This is a genomic window from Pseudomonas sp. NY8896 (assembly GCF_039634505.1).
The window spans coordinates 803,504-825,132 of sequence record NZ_CP132350.1 but is presented as its reverse complement, the minus strand read 5'-3'; the positions used below and the strand labels follow the sequence as shown (position 1 = coordinate 825,132).

The window sequence follows — 21,629 nt, the reverse complement described above, 5'->3', positions numbered from 1 at the left end:
TCGCAGGCTCAACAGCACTTGGGCCCGGACTTGCCGCCGTAACGCGCTTCTTGCCGTTCGCGGAAGAACGCTTCGTAGCTCATCACCGGCTTGTCCGGGTGCGTCTTCTGCATGTGCTCGACATAGTTGTCGTAGTCGGGCATGCCGACCATCAGGCGGGCTGCCTGCCCCAGGTATTTTCCCAGTCGACCCAAGTCGTTGAACATAACTGCAGTCCTCTCGATTACGCGTCAGGCAACGCCTGGAACGGGGTTTCCTTGTCGGTGCGCTCCTTGCGGCCCAGGGCGGCGTAGCCGACCTTGATGGCGAAGAACAGGATGCTGAAGACCACCAGCAGGAACAGAATCGTCAGGCCCGCGTTGGTGTAGGCGTTGAAGATCACGTGCTGCATCTGCCCGATGTCCTTGGCCGGGGCCAGCACTTGGCCTGCGTCCAGCGCGGTGCTGTACTTCTTGGCCAGGGCCAGGAAGCCAACCGCCGGGTTCGGGTCGAACAGCTTGATCAGGCCAGCAGCAGTGGTGCAGATCAGCAGCCAGACGGCCGGCAGCAGGGTGACCCAGATGTAGCGCTGACGCTTCATCTTGATCAGCACCACGGTACCGAGCATCAAGGCGATACCGGCCAGCATCTGGTTGGAGATGCCAAACAGCGGCCACAGGGTGTTGATGCCGCCCAGCGGGTCGATCACGCCCTGGTAAAGCAGGTAGCCCCAGAGTGCCACGCAGCCAGCGGTGGCGAGCAGGTTGGCACCCCACGATTCAGTGCGTTTGAGTGCTGGCACGAAGCTGCCCAGCAGGTCCTGCAGCATGAAGCGCCCGGCTCGGGTACCGGCGTCCACTGCGGTGAGGATGAACAACGCCTCGAACAGGATCGCGAAGTGGTACCAGAAGGCCATGGTGTTTTCACCTGGCAACACCTGGTGCAGGATCTGCGCGATACCGACCGCCAAGGTAGGCGCACCACCAGCACGGGCCAGGATGGTGTGCTCGCCGATGTCACGGGCGACGGCTTCAAGCTGCTCGGGTGTAATCAGGAAGCCCCAGCTGCTGACTGTCTGCGCCACCGACGCTACGTCTGCACCGACCACGGCAGCCGGGCTGTTCATGGCGAAGTACACGCCAGGCTCGATCACCGAAGCGGCGACCATGGCCATGATGGCGACGAACGATTCCATCAGCATGCCACCGTAGCCGATGTAGCGGGCGTTGGTTTCGTTATCCAGCAGCTTGGGGGTGGTCCCCGAGGAAATCAGCGCGTGGAAGCCGGACACCGCACCACAGGCAATGGTGATGAACAGGAACGGGAACAGGGTGCCCTTCCACACAGGGCCCGTGCCGTCGGTGAACTGGGTCAGCGCCGGCATTTTCAGCTCGGGGGCAATGATCAGGATACCGATGGCCAGGCCCACGATGGTGCCGATCTTGAGGAAGGTCGACAGGTAGTCACGTGGTGCCAGCACCAGCCAGACCGGCAGCACGGCGGCGACAAAGCCGTAGCCCACCAGCATCCAGGTGATCTGCACCCCGGTGAAGGTGAACGCCGGGCCCCATACCGGGTCCGCAGCGATCACGCCGCCCAGCCAGATAGACGCCAGCAGCAGCACTACGCCAACCACCGAGATCTCGCCAATGCGGCCCGGGCGGATGTAGCGCATGTAGATGCCCATGAACATCGCGATCGGGATGGTCGCCATCACCGTGAACATGCCCCACGGGCTTTCGGCGAGGGCCTTGACCACGATCAACGCCAACACCGCGAGGATGATGATCATGATCAGGAAGCAGCCGAACAGGGCGATGGTCCCCGGAATGCGGCCCATCTCCTCGCGCACCATGTCGCCCAGCGAGCGACCATTGCGGCGGGTAGACATGAACAGGACCATGAAGTCCTGCACCGCACCGGCCAGCACCACGCCGGCAATCAGCCACAACGTGCCGGGCAAGTAGCCCATTTGCGCGGCAAGTACCGGGCCGACCAAGGGGCCTGCGCCCGCGATGGCGGCGAAGTGGTGACCGAAAAGAATGTGTTTGTTGGTCGGAACGTAGTCCAGACCGTCGTTGTTGAGCACCGCCGGGGTGGCACGGCGAGGGTCGAGTTGCATCACCTTGGTGGCGATGAACAAGCTGTAGTAACGGTAGGCAACCAGGTAAATGGCCACCGCCGCGACCACGATCCACAAGGCGTTGATTGCCTCGCCGCGACGCAGGGCAACCACACCCAGCGCGCAGGCCCCTATGACTGCCAGCGCCAACCACGGAATGTGGCGTAGCAGGCTATTATTGTTGTTCATGGTTAGCTTCCAGCTGGTGGATTGGAAAGACCGCCCACCGAGTCTAGGGCGAGTCATCGCGCATTGCCACACTTGCTTTGGTCTAGAGCCTCTGCGGCCAGATTGCGGTACCTGATGCACATAACATTCTAACTATAGTCAGGATGTCACCTTAGGACCTACCCAAGGATCCATGCCATGAGCGATCACGACGAACGCCGCCGTTTCCAGCGTATCCAGTTCGACGCCCCGACCAGGCTTTGCCAGGGCGAACGTTGCTGGGAGGTGAAACTGCTCGACCTGTCCCTCAAAGGCCTGCTGGTCGAAAGCCCGAAAACCTGGGATCCCGACCTGAGCCAGGATTTCGAAGCCTACATCGTGCTCAACGACGAAGTGACCGAGGTGCAAATGCAGGTCGAACTGCGCCACGAAGAACCGAGCCGGCTGGGCTTCATCTGCCTGTACATCGACATCGATTCGATGAGCCATTTGCACCGTCTTGTGGAATTGAACGTGGCCGACAGCACCGAAATGATGCGCGAGCTGCGCGAACTCATCGAATAATGAAATCTCTTAGCTAGCTAATATCATTCCCACCGAGTGTTTCCTGTCTACCCAGACAGCTTTAAGCCTGGGTAGCAGAACTTTGTACACAGCTTTCCAATACAGCTTCTGACAAGTTGGTACGCCTTCTGCATTGGGATTTAGCACCCCATGCGGTCGTATCTGTGCGCGCTCCGATCAAAATATTGTATACAATTCTTGTGGCAATCATTTGAGGTAAGTGTCTACAGTAGCGGCACAACAATAAACAGAGAGCCTGCTCCATGACTACGTCCCCTAGCACGTCTCCCGCCAAGCGCCCCGAGGATGAAAACCTCGGCCTTGGTGCCAACCTGGCTTATGGTCTGCAGCATGTGTTGACCATGTACGGGGGGATCGTCGCGGTACCCCTGATCCTGGGGCAGGCCGCGGGCCTGAACGGTGCCGAAATCGGCATGCTGATCGCCGCCTCGCTGTTTGCCGGTGGCCTGGCCACCCTATTGCAAACCCTTGGCCTGCCGTTCTTCGGCTGCCAGTTGCCGCTGGTGCAGGGCGTGTCGTTCGCCGGTGTGGCGACCATGGGTGCGATCCTCAGCAGCGAGGGCGGCGGTGGCCTGCCTGGCGTGCTTGGCGCGGTCATGGCGGCGTCGCTGATCGGCTTCCTGATCACCCCGGTGTTCTCGCGCATCACCAAGTTCTTCCCTCCCCTGGTGACCGGCATCGTCATCACCACCATCGGCCTGACCCTGATGCCAGTGGCCGCACGCTGGGTGATGGGTGGCAACAGCGCCTCGCCAGAGTTCGGCAGCGTGGCCAACATCGGCTTGGCCGGGTTGACCTTCGCCATCGTGCTGCTGCTGAGCAAGCTGGGCAGCGCGACCATTTCGCGCCTGTCGATCCTGCTGGCCATGGTGATCGGCACACTGATCGCCTGGTCGCTGGGCATGGCCGACTTCAGCAAGGTCACCGAAGGCCCGATGCTGGCCTTCCCCACGCCGTTCCACTTCGGCATGCCGGAGTTTCACATCGCCGCGATCCTGTCGATGTGCATCGTGATCATGGTAACCCTGGTGGAAACTTCGGCCGACATCCTCGCCGTGGGTGAAATCATCGACACCAAGGTTGACTCCAAGCGCCTGGGCAACGGCCTGCGTGCCGACATGGCATCGAGCATCCTGGCGCCGATCTTCGGCTCGTTCACCCAGAGCGCGTTCGCCCAGAACGTCGGCCTGGTGGCCGTGACCGGGGTCAAGAGCCGCTACGTGGTGGCCACCGGTGGTGTGATTCTGGTGGTACTCGGCCTGCTGCCGATCATGGGCCGGGTGATTGCCGCCGTGCCTACCCCGGTACTGGGTGGCGCTGGCATCGTGCTGTTCGGCACCGTGGCGGCCAGCGGTATCCGTACTTTGTCCAAGGTCAGCTACAAGAACAACGTCAACCTGATCATCGTCGCGGCCTCGCTGGGCTTCGGCATGATCCCGATTGCCGCGCCGACCTTCTACCACCACTTCCCGAACTGGTTCGAGACCATCTTCCACTCGGGCATCAGCTCGGCGGCGATCATGGCCATCTTGCTGAACCTGATCTTCAACCACTTCACCACCGGCAACTCGGAAAACCAGTCGGTGTTCGCTGCGGCGTACGAGCGCACCATCCAGTATTCGGACATTTCCGCGCTGCGTGATGGCGACTACTTCAAGGACGGCAAGCTGTTCGATGCCGAGGGTAACGAAGTGCCGATGCTGGAGCTGGACGAGCATGGCAATGAAACGGTCAGGCGCGCAGCGGTTGCCGAGCATTGACTGCTGACTGAGCGGTGAGGTGGAGGGGGCCGATGCGCATCATCGGCCCCTTTTTCGTTTGCCTGTTCTGGCCTATCGCCGTCGATAGGGCCAGAACAGGCTACAAGTTACTCGAACAATGCATCCAGGGCTTGCTCCAGCCGGGTCACGGCAATCACCTGCAACCCCGCCGGTGGCTCTTTCGGCGCATTGCCCTTGGGCACGATGGCCCGCTTGAAGCCGTGCTTGGCCGCTTCCTTCAAGCGCTCCTGGCCACTGGGCACCGGCCGCACCTCACCCGACAGGCCGATCTCGCCAAACACCAGCAGACCATGGGCCAGCGGCCGATTGCGCAGGCTGGACATGACCGCCGCCAGCAGCGCCAGGTCCGAAGCCGTTTCCAGCACCTTCACCCCACCCACCACGTTGAGGAACACGTCCTGGTCATGGGTAGGAATACCGCCATGACGGTGCAGCACCGCCAGCAACATGGCCAGGCGGTTCTGGTCCAGGCCCAGGGTTACCCGCCGCGGATTGGCCAGATGGCTATCGTCGACCAGCGCCTGCACTTCAACCAGCATTGGCCGGGTGCCCTCCCAGGTAGCCATTACCACGCTGCCTGGCACTTCTTCCTGGGTACGGTTGAGGAAGATCGCCGACGGGTTGGACACTTCTTTAAGACCACGGTCGGTCATGCCGAACACGCCCAGCTCGTTGACCGCGCCAAAACGGTTCTTCACCGCCCGTAACAAGCGCAGACGGCCATCGGACTCGCCTTCGAAATACAGCACGGTATCGACCATGTGCTCCAGTACCCGCGGGCCGGCCAGCGAGCCTTCCTTGGTCACGTGGCCGACCAGGAAGATCGCCGTGCCGCTCTGCTTGGCGTAACGCACCAGCAACGCCGTGCTTTCGCGCACCTGGGCCACGCCGCCGGGGGCCGATTGCAGCTGCTCGGTGAAAATCGTCTGGATCGAGTCGATCACCATCACCCTGGGTTTCTCGACGCGTGCCGTAGCGATGATGGTCTCGATGCAGGTTTCGGTCATTACCTTGAGCTGGTCCTGGGGCAGGCCCAGCCGCCGTGAGCGCATGGCAACCTGTTGCTGCGACTCCTCACCGGTGACATACAGCGCCGGCATGCCGACGGCGATGTTGCACAACGTTTGCAACAAAATGGTCGACTTGCCGATACCGGGGTCACCACCAATCAGCACCACAGAGCCATCCACCAGGCCACCGCCCAGTACGCGGTCCAGTTCAGTACTGCTGGTGGTGAAGCGCGGGATTTCTTCGACGCTGACTTCGGCCAAGGTCTTGATCTGTGCCTGCTGCCCGGTCCAACCCGCGCGGCCGCTGCTGGGCGCTGCGGCGCCGCCGCTTTCGATCATGGTTTCGACCAGCGTGTTCCAGGCCCCGCATTCGCCGCACTGGCCGGCCCATTTGGGGAAGGTCGCGCCGCACTCGGTGCAGCCATACAAGCGCTTGGCCTTGGCCATGGGTGGGGTCTCCTGGAAAAAATCGCCATGATAGCCGAGCAGGACGTGTCTCGAACGCTTCGGGATGCGACAAAACTATTCGTTCTAACTGCAGTCAGTAGCCCTGAACACAACGCATGAAGCGTTTTAGTGGCTTACACTGCGTTAACCTTACCTTTTGTTACAAGGAACCAAACATGGGCATGCTCAACGAGTTCAAGGCTTTCGCGGTCAAAGGCAATGTCGTCGACATGGCGGTCGGTATCATCATCGGCGCGGCCTTCGGCAAGATCGTCTCGTCCTTCGTCGGTGACGTGATCATGCCACCACTGGGCCTGCTGATCGGTGGTGTGGACTTCAGCGACCTGGCCATTACCCTGAAGGCTGCCGAAGGTGACGTACCAGCGGTAGTGCTGGCGTATGGCAAGTTCATCCAGACCGTGATCGACTTCGTGATCGTGGCCTTTGCCATCTTCATGGGGGTGAAGGCGATCAACAGGCTCAAGCGTGAGGAAGCCGTGGCGCCGACTACGCCGCCGGTGCCTTCGGCTGAAGAGACACTGCTGACCGAGATTCGCGACTTGCTCAAGACGCAGAATCAGAATCGCTTGCCGTGAGGTAGCAGGGGGCTGCCTTGCAGCCCCCTGGCCTTACCAGTAGTTTTCGACCGCTACCTGCCCTGGCCGCTTGCTCAGGCTCAGTTGCAGGTCACGCGCTTTCAGCACTTTACGGGTTTCGTCGATCATTTCCGGGTTACCGCACAGCATCACCCGTGAATGCTCTGGCGACAGCGCCAGCCCCGCCGCCTTCTCCAGTTCACCATTCTCGATCAACGTGGTAATGCGCTGGTTCAACGCCCCTGGGTGTTGTTCACGGGTCACCACCGGAATGAACTGCAACTTGCCCGCATGCTCCGCCAGGTACTCGCGTTGCTCCAGCCCGGCGATTTCATCTACGTAGGCCAGCTCTTTGGCTTCGCGCACCGAGTACACCAGCTTGATGTTGTCGAAACGCTCCCAAGCCTCGAAGTCCTGCAGGATCGACATGAACGGCGCAATGCCCGTACCCGTGGCCAGCAGCCACAGGTCGCGACCACCGACGAAACGGTCGAGGGTGAGGAAACCGAAAGCCTGACGGTCGATCAGCAAGGTATCGCCCGCACCCAGCCGGCTAAGCTCGCTGGTGAACTCGCCACCGGGTACCACGATGGAGAAAAAGTCCAGATGCTCATCATGGGGCGCGCTGACCATTGAATAGGCGCGCCACACCACGCTGCCATCGGCCTTGGTCACGCCAAGGCGGGCGAACTGACCGGAACGAAAGCGGAACCCCGCATCGCGCGTAACCCGCAGGCTGAAGAGGTTCGGCGTCAGCGGCTGAACATCGAGCAGGGTCTGGCGGGTGAACTTTTCGGCGCTAGCGGTCATATCGGGCTCCAGGGTTGGCGTGTGCACAGTGTCGCTTAAAGTGGCTTGGATAAAAACCACCGCTTTGTAGGGCCTCACCAGGGGGGATCGTGCCGAACTGGCAGAAAACCCTAAGTGCTATAACAAAAAAATCCCAACACTAAGGTAGGACTTTCCTACAATCATCGGGTACCCAAATGGATTGGATCCTACGCCCCGAGGAATGTCTCGATGCTTCACTGGAAACCCGAGCATCTTCATGCGTTCGTCAGCGAGCGCAACCCGCAGAAGCTGTTCGACATCGCAGTCCATCTGGCTCAGGAGCTGGGCATGGATTACCTTGGGCTGAATATCCGCATCCAGATCGCCACGCAAACACCAAGGCTGTACCTCTACAGCAACTACCCAAGTGAGTGGATCGAGCGCTATCAGCGCGACGATTTCTACAAGCAGGACCCGGCAGCGCACATGAGTCACAGTTCGACCACCCCCGTACTATGGACTGACGACCTATACCGAGACGCCCCTCAATTTCGCGAAGCGGCCTGTCAGCACGGCTTGCGTCACGGCTGGACGCAATCACTGCACGACCTGCAGCACAACGAAAGCCAGATCAGCGTGGCCAGACCTGCCGAAAAGATCGACATCGTCGAGCTTTATGACAAGGCCGGCAGCGTCCAGTGGCTGTGCCATACCCTGCATGCCGTGCTTGGCGAACACCACCTGAACGCACTGTGCCCACCTCAACCAAGAATGAGCGAGCGTGAACTAGAAGTGCTGAAATGGTCGGCTGCCGGCAAGACCGCTGCCGACGTTGCCTGCATCCTGTCGCTTTCGCAAAGCACGGTGAACTTCCACATCCGCAGCGTGATCACCAAGACCAACGCTGCCAACAAGGCTGGCGCCATCGCCATCGCCGCCCTGCGTGGCTGGATCTGACCTTCACACCTGCGACCTTGGGCAAAGCCCTGTAGAATCGCCCGGCAAAGCCCGGAGCGAACCGCAACGGGCAGTTTCGTACCCGAGCCAGACGCCATGCCCCTGTTGACCACCCCCTACGCCGAACTCGACCTGATCCGCCAGCCGGAGCAGGCCAACGACCCGCTGCAGGCCTTCGATGCCGCCGACGAGTACCTGCTTGCGCAGTTGCACGAACAGGCCCCTGACGCCAACTGCCGGGTACTGGTGCTCAATGACAGCTTCGGCGCCCTGGCCGTCAGCCTGGCGGGCCGCCTGCAGGTGGTCAGCAGCGGTGACTCACATCTGGCGCACCTTGGCCTGGAAAAGAACCTGACGCGCAACGGTTTGACGTTCGATAGCGTGCCGTTCGTGCCCGCCAGCGAGCACTGGCAAGGCCTCTTCGACCGAGTGCTGGTGCGCGTGCCCAAGACCCTGGCCCTGCTTGAAGAACAACTGATCCGCCTGCAGGGCCACCTGGCGCCTGGCGCGCAGGTGATTGCCGGGGCCATGATCAAGCACCTGCCACGGGCGGCCGGTGACCTGATGGAGAAGTACATCGGCCCTGTGCAGGCTTCGCTGGCACAGAAGAAGGCCCGCTTGCTGACGGCAACGGTGGCCGAACGCCCGCTCGCCCGCTCACCCTACCCTAGCCGCTACCACCTCGACGCGCCGGCGCTGGAGTTGGTCAACCACGCCAACGTGTTTTGCCGTGAGGGGTTGGATATCGGCACAAGGGCGTTCCTGCCCCACTTGCCCCGCGACCTGGGCAACGCGCGGGTAGCGGACCTGGGCTGCGGCAACGGCGTGCTGGCGATTGCCAGCGCCCTGGGCAACCCGGACGCTGAGTACACCTTGGTCGATGAGTCGTACATGGCCGTGCAATCAGCGCAGGAGAACTGGCGAGCTGCACTGGGCGAACGTGCCGCCAATTTCGTCGCGGCCGATGGGTTGGCCGGGGTAGAGAAACAATCGCTGGACGTGGTGCTGTGCAACCCGCCGTTCCACCAGCAGCAGGTGGTGGGGGACTTCCTTGCCTGGCGCATGTTCCAGCAGGCGCGAGAAGCGCTGGTGGTGGGTGGGGCGCTGTACATCGTGGGCAACCGCCACCTGGGCTATCACAGCAAGCTGGCGCGGTTGTTCCGAGGGGTTGAGCAGGTGGCGGCTACGCCCAAGTTCGTCATTCTGAAAGCCCGCAAATAAGAGCCCGCGCCGCCCCTGTGGGAGCGGGCTTGCCCGCGAACACCGGCGAAGCCGGTGCCATCTATCGCGATGCCTGCTTCGCGGGCACGCCCGCTCCCACAGGCGCCCCCGCTGCTCTCAATGGGTGGTCAATCCCGCAGCCCCCATGAACAGCCGCATCACCCATGCCGCCACGCCCAGCGCGGCAACACTCATCGCCCAAATCAGCAGTAGCCAACCCAGCCGCTGCCACAGCGGTTTCTTGTCTTCCAAGCCATGTTTGCCCGTCATCATGCGGCCCTCCTAGTGATAACCGTCTTCGTGGGTCACCTTGCCGCGGAACACGTAGTAGCTCCAGAAGGTGTACATCAGGATGAACGGCAGGATGAACAGGGTGCCCACCAGCATGAAACCTTGGCTTTGCGGGGGCGCTGCGGCCTCCCAGATCGAGATCGACGGCGGGATGATGTTCGGCCACAGGCTGATGCCCAGGCCACTGTAACCCAGGAAGATCAACACCAGGGTGAGCAGGAACGGCGTGTAGTGTGCATTGCGCGCTACCGCCTTCAGCAGCCCGTAGAAGGTCACCAGCACCAGCAGCGGCACCGGCATGAACCAGAGCAGGTTTGGCATGCTGAACCAGCGGTCGGCGATTTGCGGGTAGGCGATGGGGGTCCACAGGCTGACGATACCGATCACCGCCAGCAGCACCAGCGCCAGCGGCCGGGCCATGTCGTGCATCTTCTGTTGCAGCGGCCCTTCGGTCTTCATGATCAGCCAGGTGCACCCCAACAACGTGTAGGCAACGATCAGCCCCAAACCACAGAACAGACTGAACGGGGTAAGCCAGTCGAGTGTGCCACCGGCGAAATGGCGGTCGACCACTTTGAAGCCTTCGAGGAAGGCACCCAACGCCACACCCTGGAAGAAGGTGGCGACCAACGACCCCCAGATGAATGCCTTGTCCCAGATATGCCGCTTGTCGGCCTTGGCCTTGAAGCGAAACTCGAAGGCCACGCCACGGAAGATCAAACCGATCAACATCAGGATAAGCGGCAGGTACAAGGCCTCGAGAACGACCGCGTAAGCCATCGGGAAAGCCCCGAACAGCCCCGCCCCGCCCAGGATCAACCAGGTTTCGTTGCCGTCCCACACTGGCGCGACAGTGTTCATCATCACATCACGGTCCTGCTCGCCCTTGACGAAGGGGAACAGCATGCCGATGCCCAGGTCGAAACCGTCCATCACCACGTACATCATGACGCCGAAAATGATGATCACGGCCCAGATCAGCGGAAGGTCGATACCCATGGCTCAGTTCCCCTTGTTCAGGCTGGCAGAGGTGGCCTCTCGGCCATCATCGGCGGCGGACAACGGCCGCGCCGGCGTGCGTTTCTGGCCAGGGCCACCCGGTGTGTGCTCGTCACCTTCCCCGGTCTGCGGCCCTTTGCGCACCAGGCGCATCATGTAGCCAAGGCCGGTGCCGAACAGGGCGAAATACACCACCACGAAGGCCACCAGGGTGAAACCAAGCTGGGCGTAGCTGTGGTTGGACACGCCGTCAGCCGTGCGCATCAGGCCATACACCACCCAAGGTTGGCGGCCGATTTCGGTGGTGAACCAGCCGGCCAGCAGCGCGACCAGCCCAGATGGGCCCATCCACAGGGCCACATGCAGGAACGGGCGCGAGCTGTACAGCGTGCCGCGCTTGCGCAACCACAGGCTCCACAGGCCGACGAAGATCATCAGGAAGCCGAGCCCGACCATGATCCGGAACGACCAGAACACGATGGTCGAGTTAGGCCGGTCCTCGGGCGGGAACTCCTTCATCGCCGGCACCTGCTTGTCCAGGCTATGGGTCAGGATCAGGCTGCCCAGCGCGGGAATCTCGACCTTGAAGCGGGTAGTCTCGGCCTTCATGTCGGGGATGCCGAACAGAATCAGCGGGGTCGGCTCGCCGGGTACGTTCTCCCAGTGGCCTTCGATCGCGGCAATTTTCACCGGTTGATGCTTGAGCGTGTTGAGGCCATGGAAGTCGCCAATCACCGCCTGGATCGGGGCGACGATAAGCGCCATCCACATGGCCATCGACAGCATCTTGCGCACGGCCGGGTTGTCACGCCCGCGCAGCAGGTGCCAAGCCGCCGAAGCACCGACGAAGAACGCGGTGGAAACGAACGCGGCTGTGGCCATGTGCATCAGGCGGTAGGGGAACGAGGGGTTGAACACCACTGCAAACCAGTCCACCGGCACCACCCGGCCATCGATGATCTCGTGGCCTTGTGGGGTTTGCATCCAGCTGTTGGAGGCAAGGATCCAGAACGTCGAAACCAGTGTGCCGAGCGCCACCATCACCGTGGAGAAGAAGTGCAGGCCACGGCCGACGCGGTTCCAGCCAAACAGCATGACACCCAGGAAGCCCGCCTCGAGGAAGAACGCAGTGAGAACTTCGTAGGTGAGCAGCGGGCCGGTGACGGCGCCGGCAAAGTCGGAGAAGCGGCTCCAGTTGGTGCCGAACTGGTAGGCCATGACCAGGCCAGAGACCACGCCCATGCCAAAGTTGACGGCGAATATCTTCGACCAGAAATGATAGAGATCACGGTAGACCTGGTTGTGGGTCCTCAGCCAGAGGCCTTCGAGGACTGCCAGGTAGCTCGCCAAGCCAATGGTGATGGCCGGGAACAGGATGTGGAACGACACGGTAAAGGCAAACTGCATTCGGGCGAGCTCTAAGGCCTCTATTCCGAACATGGTGCTTCCTCTTCAGATAATCCGGCGTCCGGGCTTGTGGCCCCAGTCGCCCACTGCCCCCACTGGGTCGAGTACGGCGCGTTGGAATTGTTCTGTTCGATCGCAGGGATTTCGGCCCAAGGGCCCGATCGTTACATCTGGAACGATTGATCCAGATCAACGACTGCTAGGAAGCATAGTCCCGAATGGCCTGACGGGCCGTGTGGTTGATTGCCGCGTGACCGGTTGCCCCACCCTCTTTCATAAACCGTGGAAAAGTGCCGACCTGGGCAAACAGTAACCGTTTGTTACAAACAGATGATACGCTGCGCACCCCTCTACTGCGCCGAGGCCCCTGGTTTCCGATGTCCGATTCCGCACCGCAGTTGTTGCGTCACCACCGCCCTTTCCTGGCCTTCTGGCTGGCCCGCGTGTTCACCGCCAGCGGCTTCCAGATGCTCACCGTGGCCATTGGCTGGCACCTCTACCAGTTGACCGGCAATGTGCTGGACCTGGGCCTGGTCGGTCTGGTCGAATTCGCCCCACGGGTGTTGTTCATGTTGCACACCGGGCATGTCGCCGACCGCTATGACCGGCGCAAGGTCGCTGCCTTGTGCCAGAGCCTGCAGGGGCTGATTGCCCTGGCGCTGGCGGTGGGCAGCGCGACCGACAACGTCACCCGCGAACTGATCTTTGCCCTGGCCTTCCTGCTCGGAGCCACGCGCTCGTTCGAAATGCCGGCAACCCAGGCCTTGTTGCCCAATGTGGTGCCACCTGGGCTGTTCCCGCGGGCGGTGGCGGCTTCGGCGTCGGCCACCCAGTCGGCCACCATCGTGGCGCCGGCTGTGGGCGGTTTCCTGTATGCGTTCGGCAGCATCTGGGTGTACGGCCCGACCGTTGCCCTGTACGCCATTGCCTGTGTGCTGACCCTGAGCCTGCAGGCACGCGGCCAAGTCGCCCAACGTGGGCGCGCCAGCATCGAATCGCTGCTGGCCGGCATCCGCTTCATCCGCAGCCGGCCCGATATCCTCGGCGCCATCTCGCTGGACCTGTTTGCAGTGTTGCTGGGCGGGGCCACCGCGCTACTGCCGGTGTTCGCCAAGGACATCCTGCTGACCGGCCCGATGGGCCTTGGCCTGCTACGTTCGGCACCCGCGGTGGGGGCGTTGCTGATGTCGCTGTGGCTGGCACGCTTCCCGTTCGAGCGCAAAGTCGGGCGGACCATGTTCACCGCCGTTGGCGTGTTCGGCGTGGCGACCATCGCCTTCGGCCTGTCGACCTCGTTCTGGTTCTCGCTGGCGGTGCTGGTGGTGCTGGGCGCGGCGGACATGATCAGCATGGTCATTCGCAGCTCGTTCGTGCAACTGGAGACACCGGATGAAATGCGCGGGCGGGTGAGTGCAGTGAACGGCTTGTTCATCGGTGCCTCGAACCAGCTCGGTGAGTTCGAATCGGGGGTGACGGCGCACTGGTTTGGCACAGTGCCGGCGGTGGTGATGGGCGGGGTGGGCACCTTAGTGGTGACCGGGGTATGGATAAAGCTGTTCCCGACCCTGGCCAAGCGCGATCAACTGCACAGCAAGCCCACCAACTGAACGCCGTGGCCCGATCGCAGGCCGCTCAGAGCATCAAGGTCATGCAACGTTCATGGCCGCTGCGGGCCGTGTAGCCATCGCCACTGTCCATCCAGCCGGTGGCGCGGTACAAACCCAACGCCGCATGGTTGTCGCGGTCCACTGACAATTGCAGGCATTCGACATCCGGCCACATCGCGCGCACCACTGCCGGCAAGGCCTGCATACACCCACGGCCCAAGCCACGCCCCTGCAAGCGTTTGTCGACCTGCAAGGCCGTTATCATCGCCGCACCAGGCTTGGCCCAGGCGGGTAGAAATGCCCCGCACTGAAGCAACAGCAACCCCTGCGGCACGCTGTCGAGCACAATCACCAGTGCACGCCGTTGATCGCTTTTGCAGTTGAGCAGCAGATACAACGCACTGGCCACATCACCGGCATGGCGTTGCTGCGCTGGGTGCAGCTGGATATCGAGCAATTGGGCGCGCTGGGCCTGGTTCAGGTCACGGTAGTCAATCAACTGCACAGCGCTGCTCCCACGAGGCCGCATGCCGCGCGGCGCAGAATCGGCAGTATATCGCGACATTGATTACCGCTCACCGAGCATGCTGGTATGATGCGCGGCTTTTTTCCTCCCCACACAAAACCACGGCAACCGGTACGGTCTGTGCTTTGCTGATGGGGTCGATACATTCATGGCGCCGGGGGCGCCTTGGGGAGCGGGCATGCTGGAAAGGCTGTTTCAACTAAAAGCACACAACACCAACGTGCGCACCGAGATTCTTGCGGGCGTTACCACCTTCCTGGCCATGGCCTACATCCTGTTCGTCAACCCGAGCATCCTCGGCGAGACCGGCATGGACAAAGGGGCGATCTTCGTCGCCACCTGTCTGGCTGCAGCCATCGGTTCCACCACCATGGGCCTGATCGCCAACTACCCGATTGCCCTGGCACCGGGCATGGGCCTGAACGCGTTCTTCACCTACACCGTGGTGCTGCACATGGGCCACACCTGGCAGGTGGCGCTGGGGGCGGTGTTCCTGTCGGCGGTGATGTTCTTCCTGCTGTCGATCTTCCGCATCCGCGAATGGATCGTGAACAGTATCCCGTTGCCGCTGCGTTCGGCGATTGCCGCCGGTATCGGCCTGTTCCTCGCGCTGATCGCCCTGCATAACGCTGGCATCGTCGTCGATAATCCGGCCACTCTGGTGGGCCTGGGCGACCTCAAGCAACCCGCACCGATCCTCGCCACCCTGGGTTTCTTCCTGATCGTCGGCCTGGAATCGCTGAAAGTGCGCGGCGCCGTGTTGATCGGCATCCTGGCGGTGACCATCGCCTCGATCGTGATGGGCGTGACGCCGTTCGGTGGCATCGTCTCCATGCCGCCGTCGCTGGCCCCAACCTTCTTGCAGCTGGACATCGCTGGCGCGCTGGACGTCGGCCTGGTCAGCGTGATTTTCGCCTTCCTGTTCGTCGACCTGTTCGACAACTCCGGCACCTTGATCGGCGTGGCCAAGCGCGCCGGGCTGATGGGCAAGGACGGCCACATGCCGAAGATGGGCCGCGCCCTGATCGCCGACAGCACCGCCGCCATGGCCGGTTCGCTGCTGGGCACCTCGACCACCACCAGCTACATCGAATCCGCTGCGGGCGTGAGTGCCGGTGGCCGCACCGGCCTGACCGCCATCGTGGTGGCCGTGCTGTTCCTGCTGGCGTTGTTCTTCGCCCCGCTGGCCGGTAGCGTACCGGCATTCGCCACCGCCCCGGCCCTGCTGTTCGTCGCAGTGCTGATGGCCTCTGGCCTGGCGGAAATAAACTGGGACGATGTCACCGAAGCCGCACCGGTGGTGGTGACCGCCCTGGCCATGCCGCTGACCTACTCGATCGCCAACGGCATTGCCTTCGGCTTCATCTCCTGGACCGCCGTCAAGCTGATTTCCGGCCGCCACCGCGACCTGAACCCGGCCCTGGTGATCCTTTCCATCCTGTTCGTCATCAAGCTGGGCTGGTTCAACGCATGAGTGCTGCTTTCGACCCCTCCTCCTACGCCACCCAGCTGGACGCCAAGGTGGCCCGGCTGCGCGAGCTGCTGGCGCCGTTCGGCGCGCCGGAGCCGGCCGTTTTCGACTCGCCGCGCGAGCACTACCGCCTGCGCGCCGAATTCCGCCTGTGGCGCGAGGATGGCCAGCGCCACTATGCCATGTTTGCCCAGGGCGATAAGCACAAGGCGATCTTGATCGACGATTTCCCCATTGCCAGCCAGCGCATCAATGCCCTGATGCCGCGCCTGAAGGCGGCTTGGCAGGCCAGCGAGGAACTGGGCAACCGCCTGTTCCAGGTGGAGTTCCTCACCACCCTGGCTGGCGATGCGATGATCACGATGTGCTACCACCGCCCGCTGGACGAGGCATGGGAAGTGGAAGCGCGGCAACTGGCTGAAGCGCTGGGCGTAAGCGTCATTGGCCGCTCCAAGGGCAAGCGCCTGGTGATCGGCCGCGACTACGCGATTGAAGAACTCGACGTGGCCGGCCGTGTGTTCAGCTACCGCCAACCGGAAGGCGCGTTCACCCAACCCAACGGTGCGGTGAACCAGAAGATGCTCAGTTGGGCCTTCGAGGCCATCGGTGAGCGTGAGGACGACCTGCTGGAGCTGTACTGCGGCAACGGCAACTTCACCCTGCCGCTGGCTACCCGTGTGCGCCAGGTGCTGGCCACCGAAATCAGCAAGACATCGGTCAATGCCGCGTTGAGCAACCTCGACGAGAACGCTGTGGATAACGTGCGGCTGGTGCGGTTGTCGGCAGAGGAGCTGACCCAGGCGCTGAATGAGGTGCGACCCTTCCGTCGACTGGAAGGCATCGACCTGAAAAGTTATGAGTTCGGTACCGTGTTCGTCGACCCGCCGCGGGCGGGGATGGACCCGGATACCTGCGAGCTGACCCGGCGCTTCGAGCGGATCCTGTACATCTCGTGCAACCCGGAAACGCTGGCGGCAAACATTGCCCAGTTGCAGGACACGCACCGTATCGAGCGGTGTGCGTTGTTTGACCAGTTCCCCTATACCCACCATATGGAGAGCGGGGTTCTACTGGTCAGGCGCTGACCGTCGCACCTTTGGGGCCGCTTTGCGGCCCCAAAGGTTTGAATCAGAAGTCGAAGAAGACTGTCTCCCCTTCCCCCTGAATACGGATATCAAAGCGATATGCCGTCTTCCCATCCACTTCGCAACGCTTGGCAATCAAGGTTTCACGCCGCTGTGGCTGTTCGATCAGGTTGAGCACCGGGCATTTGGCATTGGCCTGGGCCTCATCATCGAAATACAGGCGCGTGTGCAGGTGAATGTTGATGCCACGGGCAAACAGGCTGATGTTGATGTGCGGCGCCATTGGCACGCCAGCAGCGTTGTTCACCACACCCGGCTTGACCGTGTGCAGCGTCCACTCACCGGCATCGAAGGTGGTAGCGGTGCGGCCAAAGCTGTTGAAGGCGTTTTCCAGGTTGTAGGCATCCTGGTACTCGCCGTTGGCATCTGCCTGCCACACTTCCAGGAACGAATCGCGCACCAGGTGGCCGTTACCGTCGTACACCTGGCCGATCAGCAGAATGTGCTCGCCCGGCGCGTCAGGCTTGGCCAGGCGGTTCCAGATTTCCTGGTCGCGGGTCGGGTTGCCGGCCGCTTCCAGGGCCAGGCCGATGTGCACGTAGGGGCCGGCAGTCTGCGAAGGGGTTTCCGGCAGCAGTTCGATTGGCATGGCGGGTTCCTCAGCAGTTTTCGAAGTGGGTCTTGCGCTGGCCACGCAGCACGATGTCGAAGCGGTAGGCCAGGCAGTCCATCGGGTTGGCGTTGCTCATGTCGAGTTTGGCGATCAACTGCTGCACAGCTTCAGGGTTTGCGATCGACTTGACGATCGGGCACATCGGGATCAGCGGGTCACCCTCGAAATACAACTGGGTAATCAGCTTGGTGGCGATCGACGGGCCGCTGATGGCGAAGTGGATGTGCGCCGGGCGCCAGTCGTTGGGGCCATTGCGCCATGGGTACGGGCCCGGCTTGATGGTGCGGAAACTGTAGTAGCCGTCACGGTCGGTCAGGCAGCGGCCAACGCCACCGAAGTTCGGGTCCAGCGGCGCCAGGTAACGGTCGTTCTTGTGGCGATAGCGGCCGCCGGCGTTGGCTTGCCACATCTCTACCAGGGTGTTCGGTACAGGCTTGCCGTACTGATCGACGACACGGCCGGCGACGATGATGCGTTCACCGATCGGCAAGCCACCGTTGTTGAAGTTCAGCAGCAGGTCATGGTCGTGGGTACCGAAGCCCAAGTGGGAAAAGTCCGGACCAGTGGTTTCGCTGATCGACTGCGGAATGCTGACCAGTGCCTGGCGCGGCGAGCGGGCGATGGACGTTTTGTAGTCAGGCGTAAGGGCTTTGGGGTGCCAGTTGCGATCACGGATCACGAAGCGGCTGTTGTCCTGTGCGGGCATGCCGGTTTCCTCTCTTGGAATTATCTGAACGCCTGGGCGTGGCAGGCGGACTTACAGTTTCCGACAGGTCGCGCACGATGAATATTGAAATCAACCACACGAAACATAACCAAATGGTTATGCATAAACACTTTGCCCTGACACTCGCCGCTGTCGTGAACTAATCTTTGTCTTCTTGTTTCACGCTCGGGAGAGCACTCATGGAATGGCGAAAAGGCCGACGCAGCGACAACGTGGTCGATGCCCGAGGCGAGGGTGGCGGTGGCGGCGGCATGCGTTTCGGCGGCGGCAAAGGGCTGGGGCTCGGGGCGATTCTGCTGATCGTCGGTATCGGCTGGCTTACCGGGCAGGACCCGTTGCAGATTCTTGGCCAGCTCACCGGCCAGATGGAACAGCAGCAGCAACAAACGGCGCCCAGTGGTGCGGGCGGCAAGGCGCCGCCGGCCAACGACCAGCAGGCCGATTTCGTCGCCTCGGTACTGGGCGATACCGAAGACACCTGGAAGGCCCTGTTCGCCGAGGCCGGCAAACAATACCGCGACCCCAAGCTGGTGCTGTTCAGCGGCCAGGTCAACTCGGCGTGTGGCTTTGCCTCCGCAGCGGTCGGGCCGTTCTATTGCCCGGCGGACCAGCGGGTGTACCTGGACATGTCGTTCTTCCGCGAAATGGAAACCCGCTTCGCTGCGGCCGGCGACTTTGCCCAGGCTTATGTGATCGCCCACGAAATCGGCCACCACGTGCAGACACTGCTGGGCGTTTCGGCAAAGGTCGATGCCGCACGTCGCAGTGGCCAGCGGATGGAGGGCGACAACGGCTTGCTGGTGCGCCAGGAGTTGCAGGCCGACTGCCTGGCCGGTGTTTGGGCCTACCAGGCCCAAAAGCGCCTGAATTGGCTGGAGCCAGGTGACGTCGAGGAAGCGCTGAATGCGGCCAATGCCATTGGCGATGACCGCCTGCAACAGCAGGGCCGTGGGCGTGTGGTGCCGGACTCCTTCACCCATGGCACTTCGGCGCAGCGGGTGCGCTGGTTCAAGACCGGGTTTGCCGAGGGTGAAGTGAACAGCTGCGATACCTTCAGTGCACGTAACCTCTGACACGGATTGGGGCCGTTTGGCGGCCCCAATCATCCAGTTACAAATCTGCTGAAAAAGCGTTTCAGCTTCCCCCATCATTGCCGATAACTCCTGCACGAGTCAGCGGGCATCCAGAACAACAACGCCTGGCGATCGAAGATCAAAAGAGCGAAATCAACTTCTGGAGAGCGTGCATGAACAGCTGGTTCGCCAACATCAGCGTCAACCTCAAACTCGGCCTGGGCTTCGGCCTTGTGCTGGTCCTCACTGGCCTGCTGGCCCTCACCGGCTGGACCAGCCTGGGCAGCCTGATCGACCGCAGCAACTGGATGGGCGATATCGGCCAGTTGAACAAGGATCTCACTGACCTGCGCATTGCGCGCCTGCAGTACATGATCGCCAACGGCGACGATACTGCCGCCGCCAACACCCAGGCCAAGCTGGACGCCTTCAGCAAGCAGCAAGCCTACCTGGCCACCACGTTCAAAAGCCCGGAAAACATCAAGCTGCTGGGTGAGCTGGGCGACACCATCAGCGCCTACAAGCTTTCGCTGAACAAGATGCGCCAGGGCTACGACGCCACCCGCAGCGCACGCGTTACCATGGACAGCTCGGCCACCCGTGCCGACCAGGCCATGGACGCCCTCAGCCAGGAAGTGATGGCACGCCCCGAGGCGGACAGCGTGCGCCTGGCCCAGTACCAACTGATCAGCAAGGCCCGCCAGCAACTGCTGCAGGTACGCATCGATGTGCGCGGCTACATCGCCGACAACAGCAGCGCCAACGAGCAGGCCGCCCTGCGCCAGCTGGATGCAGCGCTGGCCGACATCGACAACCTCAAGCGCCAGCTGCCCGCCGAAGACGCCCGCCTGCAACAGTTCGAAAGCTCGGTACTGGCTTACCGTGACGCCGTGCGCCAGTTCCGCGATGCGGTCGCCAACATCACCACCTCACGTGCCGAAATGACTGTGCAGGGCGCCGATATCGTCAAGCGAAGCGATGCGCTGTACCAGATCCAGCTGCAGCGCCGTGACATCGAGAGCACCCAGGCCCGCAGCCTGCAGGCCATCGCAACGTTGCTGGCGCTGCTGGTCGGTGTGCTGGCAGCGGTGCTGATCACCCGCCAGATCACTCGCCCGTTGCACGACACCCTGGTGGCCGTGGAGCAGATCGCCAGCGGCGACCTTACCCAGCACATGCGCGTCACCCGCCGCGACGAACTGGGCGTACTGCAGCAAGGCATCGCGCGAATGGGCACTACCTTGCGCGAACTTATCAGTGGCATCCGCGATGGCGTCACCCAAATCGCCAGCGCCGCCGAAGAGCTGTCGGCAGTAACCGAACAGACCAGCGCCGGCGCCAACAGCCAGAAGGTCGAGACCGACCAGGTAGCCACCGCCATGCACGAAATGGCCGCCACCGTTCAGGAAGTGGCGCGCAATGCCGAGCAGGCCTCGCATGCCGCAACCGGTGCCGATGACGAAGCCCGCGCCGGTGACCGCGTGGTGGGCGAGGCGATTGGCCAGATCGAGCGCCTGGCCGAAGACATGCACCGCTCCACCGAGGCCATGACCCTGTTGCAGCAGGAAAGCCAGAAGATCGGTAGCGTGATGGACGTGATCAAGTCAGTGGCCGAACAGACCAACCTGCTGGCACTCAACGCGGCGATCGAGGCGGCGCGCGCCGGCGAGGCCGGGCGTGGCTTTGCCGTGGTCGCCGACGAAGTGCGCGGCCTGGCCCAACGCACGCAGAAGTCCACCGAAGAGATCGAAGAGCTGATTGCCAGCCTGCAGCAGGGTACCCAGCAAGTGGCCAGTGCCATGCAGGGCAGCCGTAGCTTGACCGACAGCAGCGTCGAACTGGCGCGCAAGGCCGGGGCTTCGCTGGAGAGCATCACCAGCACGGTGTCGAGCATTCAGTCGATGAACCAGCAGATTGCCGCGGCGGCAGAGCAGCAGAGTGCGGTGGCTGAAGAGATCAGCCGCAGCATTCTGAATGTACGTGATGTGTCGGAGCAGACGGCGGCGGCCAGTGACGAGACGGCGTCGGCGAGCGTTGAGCTGGCGCGGTTGGGTGGGCAGTTGCAGACACTGGTCAGCCAGTTCCGCGTCTGACTTGAAGCCCCTGGGGCCGCTTAGCGGCCCATCGCGACGC

General features: G+C 62.4%; 20 protein-coding genes. 10 read left to right on the top strand and 10 right to left on the bottom strand.

The window, feature by feature from the left end; all coding sequences use genetic code 11:
* Positions 1 to 8: 8 nt before the first annotated feature.
* Positions 9 to 206 carry a YbdD/YjiX family protein gene (locus Q9451_RS03600; protein WP_003251633.1) on the bottom strand — a complete coding sequence of 66 codons (198 nt, stop codon included), beginning with the start codon at positions 204 to 206 and terminating at the stop codon, positions 9 to 11.
* 17 nt (positions 207 to 223) lie between these two features.
* The gene (locus Q9451_RS03595; RefSeq protein ID WP_012274172.1) at positions 224 to 2,290 is read right to left on the bottom strand and encodes a carbon starvation CstA family protein; all 2,067 of its coding nucleotides are present in this window, start codon (positions 2,288 to 2,290) and stop codon (positions 224 to 226) included.
* Positions 2,291 to 2,467: 177 nt separating this feature from the next.
* Here Q9451_RS03595 and Q9451_RS03590 point away from each other — a divergent pair, with 177 nt between their 5' ends.
* Both Q9451_RS03590 and Q9451_RS03585 read left to right on the top strand, forming a co-directional pair.
* Entirely contained in the window at positions 2,468 to 2,833 is a 366-nt protein-coding gene (locus Q9451_RS03590) for a PilZ domain-containing protein (protein WP_012274173.1), read from the top strand.
* A 263-nt stretch (positions 2,834 to 3,096) separates the two neighbouring features.
* A complete protein-coding gene (locus Q9451_RS03585) occupies positions 3,097 to 4,614 on the top strand; it encodes a nucleobase:cation symporter-2 family protein (RefSeq protein ID WP_012274174.1) in 1,518 nt (505 codons plus the stop codon).
* 107 nt (positions 4,615 to 4,721) lie between these two features.
* Here the strand turns inward: Q9451_RS03585 and radA are convergent, their stop codons facing one another.
* Positions 4,722 to 6,092: a DNA repair protein RadA gene (radA, locus tag Q9451_RS03580; RefSeq protein WP_012274175.1), complete on the bottom strand. Its 1,371-nt coding sequence runs from the start codon at positions 6,090 to 6,092 to the stop codon at positions 4,722 to 4,724.
* Between the two features lie 176 nt (positions 6,093 to 6,268).
* Between radA and mscL the strand changes: the two genes are divergently transcribed.
* On the top strand, positions 6,269 to 6,688 hold the full coding sequence (mscL, locus tag Q9451_RS03575; protein WP_012274176.1) for a large-conductance mechanosensitive channel protein MscL: 420 nt from the start codon (positions 6,269 to 6,271) through the stop codon (positions 6,686 to 6,688).
* Between the two features lie 33 nt (positions 6,689 to 6,721).
* Here the strand turns inward: mscL and Q9451_RS03570 are convergent, their stop codons facing one another.
* Entirely contained in the window at positions 6,722 to 7,498 is a 777-nt protein-coding gene (locus Q9451_RS03570) for a ferredoxin--NADP reductase (protein WP_041166589.1), read from the bottom strand.
* Between the two features lie 210 nt (positions 7,499 to 7,708).
* On the opposite strand from Q9451_RS03570, the gene Q9451_RS03565 reads away from it, so the two are divergent.
* The gene (locus tag Q9451_RS03565; protein ID WP_012274178.1) at positions 7,709 to 8,416 is read left to right on the top strand and encodes an autoinducer binding domain-containing protein; all 708 of its coding nucleotides are present in this window, start codon (positions 7,709 to 7,711) and stop codon (positions 8,414 to 8,416) included.
* Between the two features lie 96 nt (positions 8,417 to 8,512).
* Positions 8,513 to 9,637, top strand: coding sequence for a methyltransferase (locus Q9451_RS03560; protein WP_012274179.1), 1,125 nt, complete (start codon positions 8,513 to 8,515; stop codon positions 9,635 to 9,637).
* 117 nt (positions 9,638 to 9,754) lie between these two features.
* Here Q9451_RS03560 and Q9451_RS03555 read toward each other — a convergent pair whose 3' ends face one another.
* Genes Q9451_RS03555 through Q9451_RS03545 form a run of 3 tightly spaced genes read right to left on the bottom strand, consistent with a single transcriptional unit; the run spans position 9,755 to position 12,367 of the window.
* Complete coding sequence (locus Q9451_RS03555) at positions 9,755 to 9,910, bottom strand: DUF2474 domain-containing protein (RefSeq protein WP_012274180.1); 156 nt, start codon at positions 9,908 to 9,910, stop codon at positions 9,755 to 9,757.
* Positions 9,911 to 9,919: 9 nt separating this feature from the next.
* Positions 9,920 to 10,927 (bottom strand): cytochrome d ubiquinol oxidase subunit II, encoded by a 1,008-nt coding sequence (gene cydB / locus Q9451_RS03550; protein WP_012274181.1) that lies wholly within the window; start codon positions 10,925 to 10,927, stop codon positions 9,920 to 9,922.
* Between the two features lie 3 nt (positions 10,928 to 10,930).
* Complete coding sequence (locus Q9451_RS03545; RefSeq protein ID WP_012274182.1) at positions 10,931 to 12,367, bottom strand: cytochrome ubiquinol oxidase subunit I; 1,437 nt, start codon at positions 12,365 to 12,367, stop codon at positions 10,931 to 10,933.
* Between the two features lie 344 nt (positions 12,368 to 12,711).
* Between Q9451_RS03545 and Q9451_RS03540 the strand changes: the two genes are divergently transcribed.
* Complete coding sequence (locus tag Q9451_RS03540; protein ID WP_012274183.1) at positions 12,712 to 13,941, top strand: MFS transporter; 1,230 nt, start codon at positions 12,712 to 12,714, stop codon at positions 13,939 to 13,941.
* A gap of 25 nt (positions 13,942 to 13,966) precedes the next feature.
* Here the strand turns inward: Q9451_RS03540 and Q9451_RS03535 are convergent, their stop codons facing one another.
* Positions 13,967 to 14,446: a GNAT family N-acetyltransferase gene (locus Q9451_RS03535; RefSeq protein ID WP_012274184.1), complete on the bottom strand. Its 480-nt coding sequence runs from the start codon at positions 14,444 to 14,446 to the stop codon at positions 13,967 to 13,969.
* Between the two features lie 199 nt (positions 14,447 to 14,645).
* Between Q9451_RS03535 and Q9451_RS03530 the strand changes: the two genes are divergently transcribed.
* Entirely contained in the window at positions 14,646 to 15,941 is a 1,296-nt protein-coding gene (locus Q9451_RS03530; RefSeq protein ID WP_012274185.1) for an NCS2 family permease, read from the top strand.
* On the top strand, positions 15,938 to 17,023 hold the full coding sequence (trmA, locus tag Q9451_RS03525; RefSeq protein ID WP_012274186.1) for a tRNA (uridine(54)-C5)-methyltransferase TrmA: 1,086 nt from the start codon (positions 15,938 to 15,940) through the stop codon (positions 17,021 to 17,023). The genes Q9451_RS03530 and trmA overlap by 4 nt, the downstream gene beginning before the upstream one ends.
* A 43-nt stretch (positions 17,024 to 17,066) precedes the next feature.
* On the opposite strand, the gene pcaG is transcribed toward trmA, so the two are convergent.
* Entirely contained in the window at positions 17,067 to 17,672 is a 606-nt protein-coding gene (gene pcaG / locus Q9451_RS03520) for a protocatechuate 3,4-dioxygenase subunit alpha (RefSeq protein ID WP_012274187.1), read from the bottom strand.
* Between the two features lie 10 nt (positions 17,673 to 17,682).
* On the bottom strand, positions 17,683 to 18,402 hold the full coding sequence (pcaH, locus tag Q9451_RS03515; RefSeq protein ID WP_012274188.1) for a protocatechuate 3,4-dioxygenase subunit beta: 720 nt from the start codon (positions 18,400 to 18,402) through the stop codon (positions 17,683 to 17,685).
* A gap of 200 nt (positions 18,403 to 18,602) precedes the next feature.
* Here pcaH and Q9451_RS03510 point away from each other — a divergent pair, with 200 nt between their 5' ends.
* Together Q9451_RS03510 and Q9451_RS03505 are read left to right on the top strand one after the other, a co-directional pair.
* Entirely contained in the window at positions 18,603 to 19,496 is an 894-nt protein-coding gene (locus Q9451_RS03510) for a neutral zinc metallopeptidase (RefSeq protein WP_012274189.1), read from the top strand.
* A 173-nt stretch (positions 19,497 to 19,669) separates the two neighbouring features.
* Entirely contained in the window at positions 19,670 to 21,589 is a 1,920-nt protein-coding gene (locus Q9451_RS03505) for a methyl-accepting chemotaxis protein (protein ID WP_012274190.1), read from the top strand.
* The last annotated feature ends 40 nt before the right edge of the window (positions 21,590 to 21,629 follow it).